The sequence below is a fragment of the Citrobacter sp. CRE-46 genome, assembly GCF_059615875.1.
This window is the reverse complement of record NZ_CM184341.1, coordinates 3,518,292-3,534,244: the sequence shown is the minus strand read 5'-3', so window position 1 is coordinate 3,534,244 and position 15,953 is coordinate 3,518,292. Positions and strand designations below refer to the sequence as shown.

The window sequence follows — 15,953 nt, the reverse complement described above, 5'->3', positions numbered from 1 at the left end:
CTTTCACTCGTTTTCATTGGTTATTTTATTTTAAATCCTCAGGTTAAGTTGTTATCTCGGAGTTTATCTGAAAAAAATGCAGAAAAAAGGGCGTGTTAAACGCCCTCAAATGAAAATTAACGCAGAGAGGTTTGTTGATAGGCGTAGACATCACCCTCGGGCACAAACTCCAGTCGATGGGTAATGCAGGCCGGGGCGTCTTCAGCATGGTGGGAGACAAACAGCAGTTGGGTTTCGCCTTCACCGATCAGTACATCCACAAACCGACGAATCAGTTGGCGATTGAGCGGGTCCAGGCCTTGCAAAGGCTCGTCGAGGATTAACAGAGTCGGGTGTTTAACCAGCGCACGCACAATCAACGCCAGCCGTTGCTGCCCCCAGGAAAGACTGTGGAACGGCGCATCCGCGGTACGTTTATCCATGCCCAGAATATCCAGCCACTGCTGGACCAGTTTGTGCTGTCTGTCAGAGACGGCCTGATAGATGCCGATTGAGTCAAAGTAGCCGGAGAGAATCACGTTGCGTACCGTCGTACTGACCCGGTAATCGAGATGCAGGCTACTGCTGACGTAGCCGATGTGTTTTTTAATATCCCAGATAGTTTCACCACTACCCCGGCGGCGGCCAAACAGCGTTAAATCGTTGCTGTAACCCTGGGGGTGATCGCCGGTGATTAAACTCAGTAGGGTTGATTTTCCCGCTCCGTTGGGGCCGACGATTTGCCAGTGTTCCCCCGGATTTACCTGCCAGCTCAGATGATGCAGGATAGGGCGATCGTTATACGAGACGGTGCCATCGTTAAGCACAATACGCGGTTCGTTATCGGACAGCGTGCGACGGACCGAAGGCTCGTCCGGCTCGGGTAATTGGATGCCTTCCAGGCGTTCACTGTGGGCAAGTTGAGCGATTAATGCCTGTTGCAGGAGGTCTGCTTTTGCGCCGGTTTCAGTCAACGTGCAATCGGCAAGTACGCCGGCAAATTGCACGAACTCGGGAATCTCATCAAAGCGGTTAAGCACCAGTACCAGCGTAAAACCGGTCTGGTGCAGTTCAGCGAGCAGTTCTGCTAACTGGCGACGGGACGCCACGTCCAGCCCGTCAAAAGGCTCATCAAGGATCAGTAAATCCGGTGCGGACATTAACGCCTGACAGAGCAGGGTTTTGCGTGTTTCACCGGTGGAAAGGTATTTGAAACGCCTGTTGAGCAGGGAAGAAATACCAAACTGCTGCGCCAGCGCAGCGCAGCGAGTGGGGTCGTTGACCTCATCCTGAATGATTTCTGCGGTGGTACGCCCGGTGTCATCTTCACCGGGGCTGAGAAGATCGGTGTTGTTTCGCTGCCACTCGTCGCTGACCAGCTTTTGTAGCTGCTCGAAGGAGAGTCGGGTAATACGTGTAAACTGACAGTGCCGCTCACCTTTCAGTAGCGGCAATTCTCCTGCCAGCGCACGGGCCAGCGCGGATTTCCCGCTGCCGTTAGAGCCCACAAACGCCCAGCTATCACCCGCGTGTAATGTCAACGCATCTAACTGGAGCGTTTTTGTGTCGCTAAGACGAAACGTGCCTTGCGAAATTTGCAATGATGACATTTTGTATCCCATTATTTGCAGCAATTAATGACAGGGATACGTGTTCTTCAGGCTAATGTCAATTAACTCAGCACAGCGTCGCAATAATCACTTTGTCAGCATTAAAATATGCTGTTGCGTTAGCACCTTCCGCTAAAGCGTGAGTCTGCTCCACTGGCAGCGTCGCACACAGCGTCTGGCCGTCTGGCAACGTCATTAACACCTCACATTGTTCTGCGCCACGTTCGATATGACTGATCATTCCATGCAACTGATTATCAGCGGCCTGAGCGATAGCCTCGTCCTGGGTAATGCCTACCCACGGTGCTTTCAACAGAATTAATACTTCTTTACCTTCCTCAAGACCCAAACGCTCACCGCTTTGCGCAGTAATCGCGACTTTCAGACGCGTTTCGCCATCGGCCAACAGGACGTCTACATGCTGTTGAACCTGATCGTGGTCGCGAGCGGTAATCGTGCCAAACCATTGGTTACGGGCGCTGGTTTGCAGTGAAAAGCGGGAAATGGCTGCCAGCAGGCTATTGAGCGGCAGCGCATCGTCATCGCTCAACACATCAAACGCTTTTTGTTGAATTTGTGCGAGCAAATCATACAGTTGGATCAGACGCTGGCCGTAACGCGTCAACACCGCGCCGCCGCCGCCTTTACCGCCGGTGGCACGCTCAACCAGCGTTTGCTCACTGAGCTGGTTCATTTCGTTAATCGCGTCCCAGGCGCTTTTATAACTGATACCCGCATCCTTCGCGCCCTGACTGATGGAGCCGGAAAGCGCAATGTGCTTGAGCAGAGAAATGCGACGGGGATCGGCAAACAGTTTTTGCTGAAGTTTCAGCGTAAGAAGGATTTCGGCCTGCATCACAAGCTCCTGGCAAAAAAGGGTATTGTGACGGAAAACCGTGTGTGCGCAAAGCCAACCGCACAAAAGGGGAGTGCTTTTCTGCGTGATGTGGTTAGAATACAACTAAGGACTATATCTGGAGTTGACCATGTTAGAGTTATTGAAAAGTCTGGTATTCGCCGTAATCATGGTACCTGTGGTGATGGCCATCATTCTGGGTCTGATTTACGGATTGGGTGAAGTGTTCAACATTTTTTCCGGTATCGGTCAGAAAGACCAGTCCAGACAGAATCATTGATTCCCCAAACGCCCGCTCAGTCGGGCGTTTATATTTTTGCCTTTCAGCTCGTTTTCACAGACAACAGTTTCTCAAGATCCTGCTTCTCGTGCCGATATTTTCATGGCGTAACCTCTAATTGGTATCAATAACCGCTGGGAAAATTCTGGCTTAACCGTTATATTTGCGCGTACATAACGAAACTCAAAGGAGCTACAGATGGCACGCACATGGTTACGCTTGTTTGCAGGGGCGACGCTTTCTCTTTCTGTCGCAGGACATGCATTGGCGGATGAAGGGAAAATCACGGTATTCGCAGCGGCTTCGCTCACCAACGCGATGCAGGATATTGCGACGCAATACAAAAAAGAGAAGAACGTTGACGTCGTCTCCTCTTTTGCCTCTTCTTCTACGCTGGCGCGTCAGATTGAAGCAGGCGCGCCTGCTGACCTGTTTATTTCTGCCGATCAGAAATGGATGGATTATGCGGTCGATAAAAAATCGATGGATACCGCCACGCGTGCAACGCTGTTAGGCAACAGTCTGGTGGTGGTGGCGCCGAAAGCCAGCGCCCAGCAAGACTTTACTATCGACAGTAAAACCAACTGGACCCATTTGCTGAATGGTGGACGCCTGGCTGTCGGCGATCCGGAACATGTTCCGGCAGGCATTTATGCCAAGGAAGCACTGCAAAAACTGGGCGCATGGGATACTCTGGCGCCGAAACTGGCACCTGCGGAAGACGTTCGCGGTGCGCTGGCGCTGGTGGAACGTAACGAAGCGCCGCTGGGGATCGTCTATGGTTCCGATGCTGTCGCCAGCAAAGGCGTCAAGGTTGTCGCGACCTTCCCGGAAGATTCACACAAAAAAGTGGAATACCCTATCGCGATTGTTGATGGGCACAAAAACGCAACGGTCAGCGCGTTCTATGATTACCTGAAAGGACCGCAGGCTGCTGAAATTTTTAAACGTTATGGATTTACGACCAAGTAATGATACTGACCGATCCTGAATGGCAGGCCGTCATACTGAGCCTGAAAGTTTCTTCCCTGGCCGTGTTGTTTAGTCTGCCGTTTGGGATCTTCTTTGCCTGGCTGCTTGTGCGATGCACCTTCCCGGGCAAAGCGCTGCTCGACAGCGTTTTGCATTTGCCGTTGGTGCTGCCGCCGGTGGTGGTGGGGTATCTGCTGTTAGTCGCCATGGGGCGGCGCGGATTTATCGGCGAGCGGCTGTATGACTGGTTTGGCATCACCTTTGCCTTTAGCTGGCGCGGTGCGGTGCTGGCTGCGGCGGTGATGTCTTTCCCTCTTATGGTACGGGCAATTCGTCTGGCGCTGGAAGGTGTCGACGTCAAGCTGGAGCAGGCTGCCCGAACGCTCGGGGCCGGACGCTGGCGCGTATTCATGACCATTACCTTACCGCTGATGTTGCCCGGCATTATTGTCGGGACGGTGCTGGCGTTCGCGCGTTCCCTCGGGGAATTCGGCGCAACGATTACCTTTGTCTCCAATATTCCTGGCGAAACCCGCACTATCCCCTCGGCGATGTATACCCTGATCCAAACGCCTGGCGGCGAAAGCGCAGCGGCAAGATTATGCATTATTTCTATTGTGTTGGCGCTGATTTCACTGCTGATTTCTGAATGGTTGGCGCGTATTAGCCGTGAGCGGACGGGGCGATAATCATGCTGGAACTTAACTTCTCCCAGACGTTGGGAACCCATTGCCTGACGCTCAACGAAACGCTGCCTGCCAGTGGGATTACCGCTATTTTTGGTGTCTCCGGCGCGGGAAAAACGTCGCTGATTAACGCCATCAGCGGTCTGACGCAGCCGCAGTCCGGACGTATTGTGCTTAACGGTCGGGTGTTAAACGATGTTGAAAACGGAATCTGCTTAACGCCTGAAAAGCGTCGGGTGGGTTATGTATTCCAGGATGCGCGTCTGTTTCCCCATTATAAGGTGCGCGGTAACCTGCGTTACGGTATGGCGAAAAGCATGGCCGGGCAGTTTGATAAGCTGGTGGCGCTGCTGGGCATTGAACCGCTGCTCGATCGCCTACCGGGAAGTCTTTCCGGCGGCGAAAAACAGCGCGTTGCTATTGGTCGGGCGCTGCTTACCGCGCCAGAGTTATTGCTGCTTGATGAACCGTTAGCCTCACTGGATATTCCGCGCAAACGCGAACTGCTACCTTATCTGCAACGTCTGGCGCGTGAAATTAATATTCCGATGTTGTATGTCAGCCACTCGCTTGATGAAATTTTGCACCTGGCAGACAAAGTGATGGTGCTGGAAAACGGGCAGGTCAAAGCATTTGGTTCGCTGGAGGACGTCTGGGGGAGTAGCGTAATGCACCCCTGGCTGCCGAAAGAACAGCAGAGCAGTATTCTGAAAGTCAGCGTGCTGGAGCATCATCCTCACTATGCGATGACCGCGCTGGCGCTGGGCGATCAGCATCTGTGGGTCAACAAGCTTGAGCAGCCGCTGCAATCCGTGCTGCGCATTCGCATTCAGGCGTCTGATGTTTCGCTGGTACTCCAGCCGCCGCAGCAGACCAGTATTCGTAACATACTGCGTGCGAAGGTCGCCCAGTGCTATGACGATAACGGTCAGGTGGAAGTGCAGCTTGAGGTGGGCGGGAAAACGCTGTGGGCGAGGATCAGCCCGTGGGCCAGGGATGAGCTTGGCATCAAACCTGGCCTGTGGCTGTACGCGCAAATTAAGAGCGTGTCGATCACCGCCTGATTACAGCAGGTGGGTGTAGATAAACTTCGCGATGCTGTCGGTGGTATTGTCACCAATCACGATGTTGGCGCGGGCTTTGACCGCGTCATCAGCGTTACCCATCGCCACGCCGGTGCCTGCGGCTTCCAGCATGCTGATATCGTTAAAGTTGTCGCCAAAGGCGATCACATTTTCCATTGACCCACCCTGCGCTTCGATCCACTGAGTAAGACGTCGCCCTTTGCTGTTACCTTTACGGGCAATGTCGACTTGATCATGCCAGGACCATTCACACTCCAGCCCCAGTTGTTGTTCAACGTCTTTACCAAACTGCTGCAGTTTTGGAATATCTTCGTCGGTCAGGGCAAATTTCCACACGGCGTTGACATCATGCGCGGCCTGCGACAGCGAAGGAACCTGGGTGAAGGTTGGGCGCTGTTCCGGCGGTAGCGTTTGCGCCCAGTTAGCGGTACGCACCACATGCCCGGTCGGACGCTCATACAGCATGGCCTCGTCAACATACATCAGTCCATGAATTTGATGTTCATCCAGCATTTCGATGAGCTGCAATGCCTGGTCAACCGGGAGAGGATCGGATTCCAGTACCTTTTTTGCATGATAATCATACAAGTAAGTGCCGTTGCAGCAAATTGCAGGTGTATCCAGCGCCAGTGCCTGATAAAAAGGATGAATAGCAACGTGATGGCGACCTGTGACAATGATAAGTTGGTAGCCTGCTTCTCTGGCGCGTGAGAGCGCTTCAAGAGAGGATGGCAACAAGGTCTTTTTCGGGGTCAGCAAGGTACCGTCTAAATCCAGGGCAATCACGCGTGCGGTCATAGGTTTTTCCAGATTAAGGTTGAGAATTGTGTCTGCTGGAATGGTACACCGAGACGGGAGCCGGACAAAATTCTGAGTCTTGATTAAGCATTCACCGTTAAAAGCGTCTACCTTAGGCGTGTGTCAGGCAATTGCAGCCACCTGCCAACAAGCAAAGGAGTATTCATGAAACAAACCGTTTATACCGCCAGTCCTGAGAGTCAGCAAATTCATGTCTGGAGCCTGAATCACGATGGGTCTTTGACGCTGACCCAGGTGGTTGATGTACCGGGTCAGGTACAGCCGATGGTCGTCAGCCCGGATAAGCGCTATCTCTATGTCGGTGTGCGTCCGGAGTTTCGTGTTCTGGCATATCGTATTGCGCCTGATGACGGTGCGCTGACCTTCGTTGCGGAGTCTGCGCTGCCGGGTAGTCCGACGCATATTTCTACCGATCATCAGGGGCGCTTCGTGTTTGTCGGTTCCTATAATGCGGGCAGCGTCAGCGTCACGCGTCTGGAAAATGGTCTGCCGGTGGAGCTCCTGGATGTGGTTGACGGTCTGGATGGTTGCCACTCGGCCAACATCTCTCCGGATAACCGTACTCTGTGGGTTCCGGCATTGAAACAGGATCGTATCTGTCTGTTTGACGTCAGTGATGATGGTCATCTGGTCGCGCAGGAGCCGGCAGAAGTGACCACCGTGGAAGGCGCGGGTCCGCGTCATATGGTGTTCCATCCGAATAAGCAATACGCCTATTGCGTGAATGAGCTGAACAGCTCTGTTGACGTCTGGGAACTGAAAGATCCGCACGGCAAAATTGAATGCGTACAGACGCTGGATATGATGCCTGCTGATTTCTCCGATACCCGATGGGCGGCAGATATTCATATTACGCCGGATGGTCGTCATTTGTATGCCTGCGATCGTACCGCCAGTCTGATTACGGTGTTTAGCGTCTCAGAAGACGGAAGCGTGCTGACTAAAGAAGGCTTCCAGCCGACCGAAACGCAACCACGCGGTTTTAATATCGACCACAGCGGTAAATACCTGATTGCCGCCGGGCAAAAATCTCATCACATCGCGGTGTACGAGATTGCTGGCGAACAAGGATTGCTGACGGAGAAAGGTCGTTACGCGGTAGGACAAGGCCCGATGTGGGTGGTGGTTAACGCGTACTAATATTGCGTCTAATGCCGGATGAGTATCCGGCACATTGCCCGGCAGAGCATGAGTCTGCCGGGTTTACATCAGAGAATGGCAATTACTGCTTAGGCTCTGCAACCACTTTGCTACCAATACCGCGGTTGTTGTATTCCCACATGCGGTTGAAATTGGTGTCGTTCAGGTTGCGCTGGATTTCGCCTTTATCATCTTCCGCGCCGGTATTACCGGTAAAGGGATGTTTTGAGATAACGCTGTCAGCCCACGGTTTCGCCATGTTAAAGCCTTCGTTAATCACGCTGTCGCGAATAACCACCTGTCCATTGGTGTTAGAATCAACATCCAGCGAGCGGCCCAGTTGCGCCACGCCATCACCACTTGCCGTGAAGCGGCTATTGATAGCCAGGAAACCGTAGTAGATGTTTGACAGGGTAGCCGGTGCAAACACGTACGCTTCCTGCTGGGTACGGGAGTTCACAACGCGGAAATCGGTGTTATCGAATACCACCGCGCCACGACCAGACACGATATCCACATCGCCTTCAATGTAGCTGTTCGTCACCAGCGTACGCGGCTGACGATCGTTTTCCAGACGGTTTTGTACGCCGCTATTGGTCACGAAGAAGGTGTTCTGGCGACCCAGGATGTTGACGTCGTTGATCTGTACTTTATCGCCATCGGTACGCAGTGCGACTGCCGGATGGTTCCCTGCATCAACGCTATCACCGAGGTTGTTTTCAATGGTCAGGTTCTGCAATTGCAGACCGTTATTTTGCGACCAAACGACCGCAGAACACATCACGCCAATATTGGTGCCGCGCTTGCTCTGGCAATTATCAAACATATACCATGCTGGTTTGCCCGGCATATATTTACCGCCCGGGTTCACCGTACGACGCCAGTCAGCGGTGCTCATATCACCGTCAATGGCCTGGCCAATTTTCACATCCAGCGGTTTTTCGCCAGTACCGTAAAGCGTCAGGCTACCTGTCGCTGCCGGGATATAGACCGTGCCCTGATATTCGCCCGGCATGATCGCGATGTACTGACGTTTGTTGGTACGTTTGATGATTGCCGCATCAACCGCGGCCTGAATGCTGGTATGCGTCACGCCCTGGGTACCTGCCGGGCCAACGACAAAGTCAGGCTGCGCGGGCAAAGTAATAGCAGAAGGGCTCCACGGCGCGGTGTTTGGCGTCAGCGCGGAAAAATAGTGCGCGGCGACGAAGTTTTTCGCTTCATTGGCCGACAGAATCGGGCGCGAAGCGGTGCCTGGCGCGGTCTGATCGGAAGGAATTTGATCGGGCGGTGTAGAGCTACAGGCGGTCAGCGTCACGCCAAAAGCCATTGCCAGCGCCAGACGGGAAACTGATGATATGTTCACAGGTTGCTCCGGGCTTTGAAAGTTATCCATTGAAGCCTGCTTTTTTATACTAAGTTGAGCGAAACGGGAAGGTTAAAAGGTAAAAAGTTCTTTTTTATCGCCGTAATGCCCGGCGCGGAGAGACCTTATATCACAAATAGATAACAATTATGCTCATCCAGGTTGACAACATCCGCCGAATCAAAAATAAATGTCTATACAACCTATGACAAGTGGTGAGTCAAATGCAGCAATTCTTCCCTGATGATGTTATCTGGCGCAATGTTCGCCTGGCGACCATGGATCCTGAACGTGATAACCCGTATGGGCTGGTGGATGGACATGCGTTGATCGTCCGCCAGGGTAAGATTCGCGCTATTGTGCCGGAGTCTTCGTTATACCTCACACATGACAATACCTTTGATATGCAGGGCCGGCTGGTGACGCCTGGCCTGATCGACTGCCATACGCACCTGGTCTTTGGCGGGAATCGCGCAGGTGAATGGGAGCAGCGGCTTAACGGTGTTTCCTATCAGCAGATAAGCGCCCAGGGGGGCGGTATTAATGCCACCGTGTCGGCGACCCGTAGCGCCACTGATGAACAACTTCTTCATATAGCGCATCAGAGAATGGAGAGGTTAATCAAAGAAGGCGTTACGCTACTGGAAATAAAGTCTGGTTATGGTCTGGATTTGCAGACAGAAGAGAAAATATTACGTGTGGTGGCAGCGCTGGCGGCGGAGGATGTGATTGAAATAAGCCCGACGCTGTTGGCTGCCCATGCTACCCCGGCGGAATACCGGGGCGATCCTGACGGCTATATTACGCTGGTGTGCGAGACGATTTTGCCGCAGTTGTGGGAGCAAGGGCTATTCGAGACCGTCGATCTGTTCTGTGAAAGCGTCGGTTTTACGCTGGCGCAGAGTGAGCGGGTGTTTCAGGCCGCGCAGGCGCTGGGCATCCCGATCAAAGCGCATGTTGAACAACTGTCACTGCTCGGCGGCGCCCAGTTGGTGAGCCGCTACCACGGTTTATCCGCCGATCATATTGAATATCTCGATGAAGCGGGCGTGGCGGCGATGAGCCAAAGCGGTACGGTTGGGGTGTTGTTGCCCGGCGCTTTCTATTTCCTCAATGAGCAACAGCGTCCGCCGGTAGAGCTGTTACGGCAATATCAGGTGCCGATGGCGGTGGCGACCGACTTCAACCCTGGCACCAGTCCGTTTATCAGTCTGCACTGGGCGATGAATATGGCTTGCGTCCAGTTTGGCTTAACGCCGGAAGAAGCGTGGGCTGGCGTCACCCGTCATGCGGCCCGGGCGCTGGGACGTCATGCCTCTCACGGTCAATTGAAGGCCGGGTTTGTGGCTGATTTTGTGGTGTGGGATGCCGAACTCCCGGTCGAGATCCTCTATGAGCCCGGGCGTAACCCGCTCTACCAACGTGTATTCAAAGGACAACCTGCATGACTAACTGGCAACCTGCGTCTCCTGCGCTATGGCAGGGGCGAGATGACCGCGCCGAGTCGCCGACTGCGCTGCGCCTGTTTCAGACTATCACGCTGAGTCCGGCGTTTTCACCGGAAATGCACTCTGAGCAGATAGCGCTACTTGGTTTTGCCTGTGATGAAGGCGTTAAACGTAATCAGGGGCGTACGGGAGCCGCCGGAGCGCCAGATGCGCTACGTAAAGCGCTGGCGAATTTAGCCAGTCACGACGGGCATCAGCGGCTGGTGGATCTGGGGAATATTGTGGCGCAGGCCCCCGATCTTGAGGGGGCGCAGCAAGCGCTACGCAAGGCGGTACAGCGCTGTCAGCAGGCGAAAATGCGTACCCTGGTACTGGGGGGAGGACACGAAACCGCGTTTGCCCATGGCGCTGGCGTGCTGGATGCGTTCCCGCAGGCAAAAGTGGGCATCATCAATCTCGACGCGCATCTCGATTTGCGTCATGCCGAACAGGCCACATCTGGTACGCCGTTTCGCCAGCTGGCACACCTTTGCGATGAACAGCAACGCGGATTTCACTATGCCTGTATCGGCGTCAGTCGGGCGGCAAATACCCAGGCGCTGTGGGATGAAGCGCAGCGGCTTGGTGTCACCGTGGTGGAAGATTTGCACTGTGATTCGGCACAGGCCCAACTGGCGCAGTTTGCCTCTGGCGCGGATGTCATCTATCTGACTATCGACCTTGACGTACTGCCGGTTTGGGAAATGCCCGCGGTGTCAGCGCCCGCCGCGCTGGGCGTACCGTTGGCGACGCTGTTGGGGCTGATTGAACCCCTTTGTCGTAGCGGTAAACTGCAGGCGGTAGATATGGTTGAATTTAATCCACGCTTTGACGATGATGGCAGAGCGGCACGCGTTGCGGCGCGATTAGGCTGGCAAATCGCGCACTGGTGGCGCTGACATGCCTGAGGGCGTTACGCTTATCAGGTTCGGGTAATGTCTGTAAACTATACCCATTCACATTTCAGCTTAAGGAAGGCACACGCATGCTCCCATCCCGTTCTGCTCCAGCTCCTTTTTACGAAAAGGTAAAGCAGGAGATCAGCGAAAAGATTGCCAGCGGTATCTGGCAAGCTCACGATCGTATCCCGTCTGAGGCAGAGCTGGTGGCACAGTATGGTTTTAGCCGCATGACCATCAATCGGGCGCTGCGTGAGTTAACGGATGAGGGGTTGCTGGTGCGTTTGCAGGGGGTGGGGACGTTTGTCGCCGAGCCAAAAGGCCAGTCTGCGCTGTTTGAAATTCGCAGTATTGCGGATGAAATCAACGCGCGTCAGCATCAGCACCGCTGTGAGGTTCTGACGCTGGAAAGAACCCAGGCAAATGCGCAGCAGGCTTTAGTGTTAAACGTTAAAGAAGGCACCCCCATTTTTCACTCCATCATGGTGCACTACGAGAACGATTTGCCGGTACAAATTGAAGATCGCTGTGTGAATGCGGAGATTGTGCCGGAGTATCTGGCGCAGGATTACAGCCAGACCACGCCTCACGCTTACCTGTCGCTGATCGCCCCCTTAACGGAAGGTGAGCACATTGTCGAAGCGGTACGCGCCAGTGCGGAAGAGTGCGCGCTGCTGAAAATCAAAGAACACGATCCCTGCTTGCTGATCCGCCGCAAAACCTGGTCCGCATCATCCATTGTCTCTCATGCCCGTTTGCTGTTTCCGGGTTCCCGCTATCGCCTGCAAGGACGGTTTATGTCCTGATGTCGGGATACCAAAACCGTGATTGCTGACGCAATATAATAAAAATGTATCTTAATTGTTAAAATCACCCTTGCGGCAACTTGTATAGACAAGTATATGTTACTTATCTATCCGACGTTCGCGAGGAGTTTTCTGTCATGTCCCATAGCAAATATCGTCAGCAGGATATTCGTGCCCCGCGTGGCACTACCTTAACGGCCAAATGCTGGCTGACCGAAGCGCCGCTGCGCATGTTAATGAACAACCTGGATCCCGACGTGGCGGAAAATCCGCATGAGCTGGTGGTATACGGCGGGATTGGTCGCGCTGCACGTGACTGGGCGTGTTACGACGCCATCGTCAATGCGCTGACGCAACTGGAGAGCGATGAGACCCTGCTGGTCCAATCGGGTAAACCGGTCGGTGTGTTCAAAACCCATGACAATGCCCCGCGCGTACTGATTGCTAACTCCAACCTGGTTCCGCACTGGGCAACCTGGGAACACTTTAACGAGCTGGATGCCAAAGGGCTGGCGATGTACGGTCAGATGACCGCCGGGAGTTGGATCTACATCGGCAGCCAGGGCATCGTGCAGGGGACGTATGAAACCTTCGTTGAGGCCGGACGTCAGCATTATCAGGGTAACCTGAGCGGACGCTGGGTGTTAACCGCCGGGCTGGGCGGCATGGGCGGGGCGCAGCCGTTAGCCGCGACGCTGGCGGGCGCATGCTCGCTGAATATTGAATGTCAGCAAAGCCGCATTGATTTCCGTCTGCGTACCCGTTACGTGGACGAGCAGGCGACATCGCTGGACGATGCGCTGGCGCGTATCGATAAGTACACCCGCGAAGGGAAAGCGGTTTCCATTGCGCTGTGCGCGAATGCCGCCGACGTTGTGCCGGAGCTGGTGAAGCGTGGTGTGCGCCCGGATATGGTGACCGACCAGACCAGCGCCCACGATCCGCTGCATGGTTATCTGCCGTCCGGCTGGAGCTGGGAAGAGTATCAGGCGAAAGCGGTGTCCGATCCGCAGGGCACGGTGCAGGCGGCGAAACGCTCAATGGCAACGCATGTCGAAGCGATGCTGGCGTTTAGCAAAATGGGCGTACCGACGTTTGATTACGGCAATAACATTCGCCAGATGGCCAAAGAGATGGGCGTGGAAAACGCCTTTGATTTCCCCGGTTTTGTGCCAGCGTATATTCGACCGCTGTTCTGCCGTGGCATTGGCCCGTTCCGCTGGGTGGCGCTTTCCGGCGATCCGCAGGATATTTATAAAACCGATGCCAAAGTGAAAGAGATCGTGGCTGACGATAAACACCTGCATCACTGGCTGGATATGGCGCGTGAGCGGATTAACTTCCAGGGCTTACCGGCGCGTATCTGCTGGGTCGGCCTGGAATGGCGGCAGAAGCTGGGGCTGGCGTTTAATGAAATGGTGCGCAGCGGCGAAGTGTCCGCGCCAATTGTTATTGGTCGTGACCATCTGGACTCCGGCTCCGTTGCCAGCCCGAACCGCGAAACCGAAGCCATGCGCGACGGGTCTGACGCCGTATCCGACTGGCCGCTGCTGAATGCGCTGCTGAACACCGCCAGCGGCGCGACGTGGGTGTCATTGCACCACGGCGGCGGAGTGGGAATGGGTTTCTCCCAGCATGCCGGGATGGTCATTGTTTGTGATGGCACCGATGAAGCCGCTGCGCGTATTGCCCGGGTATTGCATAACGATCCGGCTACCGGTGTAATGCGCCACGCTGACGCCGGATATGATATTGCGGTGGAATGCGCCGTTGAAGAAGGGCTGAATTTGCCGATGGTCGCTGCGACGCAGGGGAAACGCTGAGATGAATACCATGACATTAACGCCGGGCCAACTGACTTTTGCACAACTTCGTGACATCTGGCAGCAGCCGGTCCAGCTAAGCCTTGATGCCAACGCGATTGACGCCATTAATGCAAGCGTCGCCTGCGTCAATAACATTGTTGCTGAAGGCCGTACGGCATACGGCATTAATACCGGTTTTGGCCTACTGGCGCAGACCCGTATCGCCACAGAAGATTTGCAGAATTTACAGCGCTCGTTGGTGCTTTCTCATGCGGCTGGCGTCGGCGAGGCGCTGGACGACGCGATGGTGCGTCTGATTATGGTGCTGAAAATCAACAGCCTGGCGCGCGGTTTTTCCGGTATTCGCCTGAGCGTGATTGAAGCGCTGATTGCGCTGGTGAATGCCGGGGTGTATCCGCTGATCCCGGCGAAAGGTTCAGTGGGGGCATCGGGTGACCTGGCGCCGTTGGCGCATATGTCTCTGACGCTGCTGGGTGAAGGGAAGGCGCGCTGGCAGGGGGAATGGCTCCCGGCGACCGAAGCGCTGAAAAAGGCCGGGCTGGAGCCTATAACGCTGGAGGCGAAAGAAGGGCTGGCGTTGCTTAACGGGACTCAGGCTTCGACGGCTTTTGCGCTGCGTGGGCTAATTGAAGCTCAGGAACTGTTTGCGTCGGCGACGGTGTGCGGGGCGCTGACCACCGAAGCCGTGCTAGGCTCCCGTCGTCCGTTTGATGCGCGGATTCATGCCGCGCGAGGACAACGCGGACAGATTGACGCCGCGGCGCTGTACCGCCATGTGTTGACGGATTCCAGCGCGCTTTCGCAGTCGCATCATAACTGTGAAAAAGTACAGGATCCGTATTCTCTGCGCTGTCAGCCGCAGGTGATGGGGGCATGTCTGACGCAAATGCGCCAGGTGATGGATGTTCTGCTGGTGGAAGCTAACGCGGTTTCCGACAACCCGCTGGTGTTTGCCGAAGAAGGCGATGTGATTTCCGGCGGCAACTTCCATGCTGAACCCGTGGCGATGGCGGCGGATAACCTGGCGCTGGCGATTGCGGAAATCGGGGCATTATCGGAGCGACGCATTGCGTTAATGATGGATAAACACATGTCGCAACTGCCGCCTTTCCTGGTGAAAAATGGCGGAGTTAACTCCGGCTTTATGATTGCGCAAGTCACGGCTGCCGCGCTGGCGAGCGAGAACAAAGCGCTGGCGCATCCGCACAGTGTAGACAGCTTACCGACCTCCGCCAACCAGGAGGATCATGTGTCTATGGCGCCGGCGGCGGGTCGCAGGCTGTGGGAGATGGCGGCGAATACGCGCGGCGTGATTGCCGTCGAGTGGCTGGCGGCGTGTCAGGGAATCGATCTACGTGAAGGGTTAACCTCAAGTCCATTGCTGGAGCAGGCGCGCCAGGCGCTACGCGAGCAGGTTGCCCACTATACGCAGGATCGCTTTTTCGCCCCGGATATTGAGTCCGCGACCGAACTGTTAGCGCAAGGAACGTTGTTGAAATTGCTGCCCGAATTTCTGTAGAAAATTGCCTGATGGCGACGCTAACGCGTCTTATCAGGCCTACGATCTGCTTTGTAGGCCGGATGAGGCGAAGCCGATATCCGGCCCAACAGAGATTAACTAAACATTGCGGTAATCGAGGCGCTGGCGAGCGAGTGGAAGTGAACATTAAATCCAACCATCGCGCCGCTGGCGTCCTCATCGACATCAATACGCTCTACATCCAGCGCGTGAACCGTAAAGATATAGCGATGAGTTTCCCCCTTCGGCGGCGCTGCGCCGCCATAACCGGCTTTACCAAAATCCGTACGGGTCTGAATCACCCCGTCCGGCAGTGCAACCAGCCCGGAGCCGAAGCCTTGCGTGAGAACGCGGGTATCCGCAGGCAGATTAACGACTACCCAGTGCCACCAGCCGGAGCCGGTGGGCGCATCAGGATCGTAACAGGTCACGACAAAGCTCTTAGTCCCGGCGGGCACATCATCCCATGCCAGATGCGGGGAAATATTATCCCCGTCATATCCCATGCCGTTAAAGACGTGACGATGCCCAAGCTTCTCCCCATCGCGCAGATCGTTACTGATTAGTTTCATACTGACTCCTCTCGTTAGCCAAAAAGTGTAGCCAGAAACCGTAGAGCTTAC

15 protein-coding genes are annotated in these 15,953 nt (G+C 54.9%); 10 read left to right on the top strand and 5 right to left on the bottom strand.

The window, feature by feature from the left end:
* Positions 1-116 precede the first annotated feature (116 nt).
* Together modF and modE are read right to left on the bottom strand one after the other, a co-directional pair.
* Positions 117-1,589: a molybdate ABC transporter ATP-binding protein ModF gene (modF, locus tag AC534G_RS17315; RefSeq protein WP_085047484.1), complete on the bottom strand. Its 1,473-nt coding sequence runs from the start codon at positions 1,587-1,589 to the stop codon at positions 117-119.
* A gap of 67 nt (positions 1,590-1,656) precedes the next feature.
* Positions 1,657-2,445 carry a molybdenum-dependent transcriptional regulator gene (modE, locus tag AC534G_RS17310; RefSeq protein WP_038638991.1) on the bottom strand — a complete coding sequence of 263 codons (789 nt, stop codon included), beginning with the start codon at positions 2,443-2,445 and terminating at the stop codon, positions 1,657-1,659.
* Positions 2,446-2,575: 130 nt separating this feature from the next.
* Here modE and AC534G_RS17305 point away from each other — a divergent pair, with 130 nt between their 5' ends.
* From AC534G_RS17305 to modC, 4 genes are all read left to right on the top strand, one after another.
* Positions 2,576-2,725 (top strand): AcrZ family multidrug efflux pump-associated protein, encoded by a 150-nt coding sequence (locus tag AC534G_RS17305; protein WP_003023026.1) that lies wholly within the window; start codon positions 2,576-2,578, stop codon positions 2,723-2,725.
* Positions 2,726-2,923: 198 nt separating this feature from the next.
* Entirely contained in the window at positions 2,924-3,697 is a 774-nt protein-coding gene (modA, locus tag AC534G_RS17300; RefSeq protein WP_087857616.1) for a molybdate ABC transporter substrate-binding protein, read from the top strand.
* Positions 3,697-4,386, top strand: a complete 690-nt coding sequence (gene modB / locus AC534G_RS17295) for a molybdate ABC transporter permease subunit (protein ID WP_038638996.1) — start codon at positions 3,697-3,699, stop codon at positions 4,384-4,386. Before modA ends, modB begins: the two co-directional genes overlap by 1 nt.
* Before the next feature lie 2 nt (positions 4,387-4,388).
* The gene (modC, locus tag AC534G_RS17290) at positions 4,389-5,447 is read left to right on the top strand and encodes a molybdenum ABC transporter ATP-binding protein ModC (RefSeq protein ID WP_038638999.1); all 1,059 of its coding nucleotides are present in this window, start codon (positions 4,389-4,391) and stop codon (positions 5,445-5,447) included.
* Here the strand turns inward: modC and AC534G_RS17285 are convergent, their stop codons facing one another.
* Positions 5,448-6,266 (bottom strand): pyridoxal phosphatase, encoded by an 819-nt coding sequence (locus tag AC534G_RS17285; protein WP_110498545.1) that lies wholly within the window; start codon positions 6,264-6,266, stop codon positions 5,448-5,450.
* Positions 6,267-6,431: 165 nt separating this feature from the next.
* Between AC534G_RS17285 and pgl the strand changes: the two genes are divergently transcribed.
* Positions 6,432-7,427: a 6-phosphogluconolactonase gene (gene pgl, locus AC534G_RS17280; RefSeq protein WP_038639009.1), complete on the top strand. Its 996-nt coding sequence runs from the start codon at positions 6,432-6,434 to the stop codon at positions 7,425-7,427.
* A gap of 82 nt (positions 7,428-7,509) precedes the next feature.
* On the opposite strand, the gene AC534G_RS17275 is transcribed toward pgl, so the two are convergent.
* Positions 7,510-8,793, bottom strand: a complete 1,284-nt coding sequence (locus AC534G_RS17275; protein ID WP_110498843.1) for a putative acyl-CoA thioester hydrolase — start codon at positions 8,791-8,793, stop codon at positions 7,510-7,512.
* Positions 8,794-9,017: 224 nt separating this feature from the next.
* Here AC534G_RS17275 and hutI point away from each other — a divergent pair, with 224 nt between their 5' ends.
* The 5 genes from hutI (at position 9,018) to hutH (ending at position 15,330) form a co-directional block, all read left to right on the top strand.
* Positions 9,018-10,241 (top strand): imidazolonepropionase, encoded by a 1,224-nt coding sequence (gene hutI, locus AC534G_RS17270; protein WP_038639011.1) that lies wholly within the window; start codon positions 9,018-9,020, stop codon positions 10,239-10,241.
* Positions 10,238-11,179, top strand: coding sequence for a formimidoylglutamase (gene hutG, locus AC534G_RS17265; RefSeq protein ID WP_038639014.1), 942 nt, complete (start codon positions 10,238-10,240; stop codon positions 11,177-11,179). Before hutI ends, hutG begins: the two co-directional genes overlap by 4 nt.
* An 86-nt stretch (positions 11,180-11,265) precedes the next feature.
* Positions 11,266-11,985, top strand: a complete 720-nt coding sequence (locus AC534G_RS17260) for a histidine utilization repressor (RefSeq protein WP_038639017.1) — start codon at positions 11,266-11,268, stop codon at positions 11,983-11,985.
* Between the two features lie 137 nt (positions 11,986-12,122).
* Complete coding sequence (hutU, locus tag AC534G_RS17255; protein ID WP_110498544.1) at positions 12,123-13,808, top strand: urocanate hydratase; 1,686 nt, start codon at positions 12,123-12,125, stop codon at positions 13,806-13,808.
* Position 13,809: 1 nt separating this feature from the next.
* On the top strand, positions 13,810-15,330 hold the full coding sequence (gene hutH / locus AC534G_RS17250; RefSeq protein ID WP_069323196.1) for a histidine ammonia-lyase: 1,521 nt from the start codon (positions 13,810-13,812) through the stop codon (positions 15,328-15,330).
* A gap of 95 nt (positions 15,331-15,425) precedes the next feature.
* Here hutH and AC534G_RS17245 read toward each other — a convergent pair whose 3' ends face one another.
* On the bottom strand, positions 15,426-15,902 hold the full coding sequence (locus tag AC534G_RS17245; protein ID WP_038639028.1) for a kinase inhibitor: 477 nt from the start codon (positions 15,900-15,902) through the stop codon (positions 15,426-15,428).
* Positions 15,903-15,953: the final 51 nt, after the last annotated feature.